This window comes from Pedobacter foliorum (assembly GCF_013266735.1).
GTDB classification, from domain to species: Bacteria; Bacteroidota; Bacteroidia; order Sphingobacteriales; family Sphingobacteriaceae; genus Pedobacter; species Pedobacter foliorum.
In genome coordinates, this window is sequence record NZ_JABSNU010000030.1 from 1 (window position 1) to 2841 (window position 2841).

Below are 2841 nucleotides of genomic sequence, written 5' to 3' on the forward strand. Positions count from 1 at the left end.
TAAGATTTGGCACCGACCTACTCTCCCACGTGTTACCGCAGTACCATCGGCTCTGGTGGGCTTGACTTCTCTGTTCGGAATGGGAAGAGGTAGACACCACCGATATAGGCACCTAAATATTTTTAAAGTTATTTTGTAGGCCTCATTTTACATTGCTGTATTGTTTCCCACATCATAACGATGACATATTATTGAAAGAAGTTAAGTTTTGAAGAACAAACAACAGTTTACTGCTCTTGAAAGCTTCGGATTATTAGTATTACTCGACTTTGATGTCACCATCTTTACATCTGTAACCTATCAACGTAGTAGTCTGCTACGGTCCTATATGGAATTCTCATCTCGTGGCTAGTTTCGCACTTAGATGCTTTCAGCGCTTATCTATTCCCAGCGTAGCTACTCTGCAATGCCCCTGGCGGAACAACAGATTCACTAGAGGCTAGTCCAACCCGGTCCTCTCGTACTAAGGTCAGCCCCACTCAAAATTCCAACGCCCACAACAGATAGGGACCGAACTGTCTCGCGACGTTCTGAACCCAGCTCGCGTGCCACTTTAATCGGCGAACAGCCGAACCCTTGGGACCTTCTCCAGCCCCAGGATGTGACGAGCCGACATCGAGGTGCCAAACCTCCCCGTCGATATGAGCTCTTGGGGGAGATCAGCCTGTTATCCCCAGCGTACCTTTTATCCTTTGAGCGATGGCCCTTCCATGCAGAACCACCGGATCACTATATCCGTCTTTCGACCCTGATCGACTTGTATGTCTCACAGTCAAGCAAGCTTATGCTATTGCACTCCTCATACGGTTACCAAGCGTATTGAGCTTACCTTTGAAAGCCTCCGTTACCTTTTTGGAGGCGACCACCCCAGTCAAACTACCCATCAAACAATGTCCCCCGACCAGCGGGGTTAGACACCGAATACAGAAAGGGTGGTATTTCAACGTTGACTCCACGACGCCTAGCGACGCCACTTCATAGTCTCCCACCTATCCTACACATCCTGTATCCAATGTCAATGTTAAATTGTAGTGAAGGTGCATGGGGTCTTTCCGTCCCGTTGCGGGTACCCGGCGTCTTCACCGGGACCACAATTTCACCGAGCTCATGGCTGAGACAGCGCCCAGATCGTTACACCATTCGTGCAGGTCGGAACTTACCCGACAAGGAATTTCGCTACCTTAGGACCGTTATAGTTACGGCCGCCGTTTACTGGGGCTTCGATTCAATGCTTCTCCTTGCGGATGACATCCCCTCTTAACCTTCCAGCACCGGGCAGGTGTCAGGCCTTATACTTCATCTTTCGATTTTGCAAAGCCATGTGTTTTTGTTAAACAGTCGCCTGGGCCTTTTCACTGCGGCTGATATTGCTACCAGCGCCCCTTCTCCCGAAGTTACAGGGCCATTTTGCCGAGTTCCTTAGCCATGATTCACTCGAGCACCTTAGAATTCTCTTCCCGGATACCTGTGTCGGTTTGCGGTACGGGTTTTTATAACCTGAAGCTTAGCGGTTTTTCTTGGAAGTCTGATTACCTGCACTATCCACGCCCCCGAAGGTTTGCGGTACTATCAGCGTTCAGCAAGACCGGCGGATTTGCCTACCAGTCCTATACCTACAGCCTTCAACGATCTATTCCGTCAGATCGCGGCAGTGTCACTACTCCGTCCCCACATCGCAGTTATAAAAAGTACGGAAATATTAATCCGTTGTCCATCGAATATCCCCTTCGGGTTCTCCTTAGGCCCCGACTAACCCTGATCCGATTAGCGTTGATCAGGAAACCTTATCCTTTCGGTGGGCGGGTTTCTCGCCCGCCTTATCGTTACTTATGCCTACATTTGCTTTTCCAGAAGCTCCACCACAACTTACGTCATAGCTTCGCTGCCGCTGGAATGCTCCCCTACCGTAATATTAATATTACCCATAGCTTCGGTGTACAGTTTAATGCCCGTTTATTATCCATGCCCGATCGCTCGACTAGTGAGCTGTTACGCACTCTTTAAATGAATGGCTGCTTCCAAGCCAACATCCTAGCTGTCTATGCAATCGGACCTCGTTAGTTCAACTTAACTGTAACTTGGGGACCTTAGCTGATGGTCTGGGTTCTTTCCCTCTCGGCGCGTGACCTTAGCACCCCGCGCCTCACTGCCGTGTATATTAAATAGCATTCGGAGTTTGTCTGGATTTGGTAGGATTTGACTCCCCCGCACCCAATCAGTAGCTCTACCTCTATTTAACTCTACCACGACGCTGTTCCTAAAAACATTTCGGGGAGTACGAGCTATTTCCCAGTTTGATTAGCCTTTCACCCCTACCCACAGATCATCCGGAAACTTTTCAACGTTTATCGGTTCGGTCCTCCAGTACGTGTTACCGCACCTTCAACCTGTCCATGGGTAGATCACAAGGTTTCGCGTCTACCTCCCCTGACTATACGCCCTATTCAGACTCGCTTTCGCTTCGGATCCGTGTCTTAAACACTTAACCTTGCCAGAGAAGAGTAACTCGTAGGCTCATTATGCAAAAGGCACGCCGTCACGCCACCTGGACGCTCCGACCGCTTGTAAGCACACAGTTTCAGGTTCTATTTCACTCCCCTGTTCGGGGTTCTTTTCACCTTTCCCTCACGGTACTGGTTCACTATCGGTCTCTCAGGAGTATTTAGCCTTACCGGATGGTGCCGGCAGATTCCCACAAGGCGTCTCCGACCTCGCGGTACTCAGGATACTACTAGACTAATGGTACTTACGTGTACGAGGCTCTCACTCTATATTGCCAGGCTTCCCATCCTGTTCCACTTCATTGCATTATAATCATATCGTAGTCCTACAACCCCACTA

At 49.4% G+C, this 2841-nt stretch carries 2 rRNA genes; both read right to left on the reverse strand.

The features are described 5' to 3' along the window. Nucleotides 1-4 precede the first annotated feature (4 nt). Nucleotides 5-116 (reverse strand): 5S ribosomal RNA (gene rrf, locus HQN83_RS25115). Nucleotides 117-233: 117 nt separating this feature from the next. Then, a 23S ribosomal RNA gene (locus tag HQN83_RS25120) occupies nucleotides 234-2841 on the reverse strand; the annotation flags it as partial.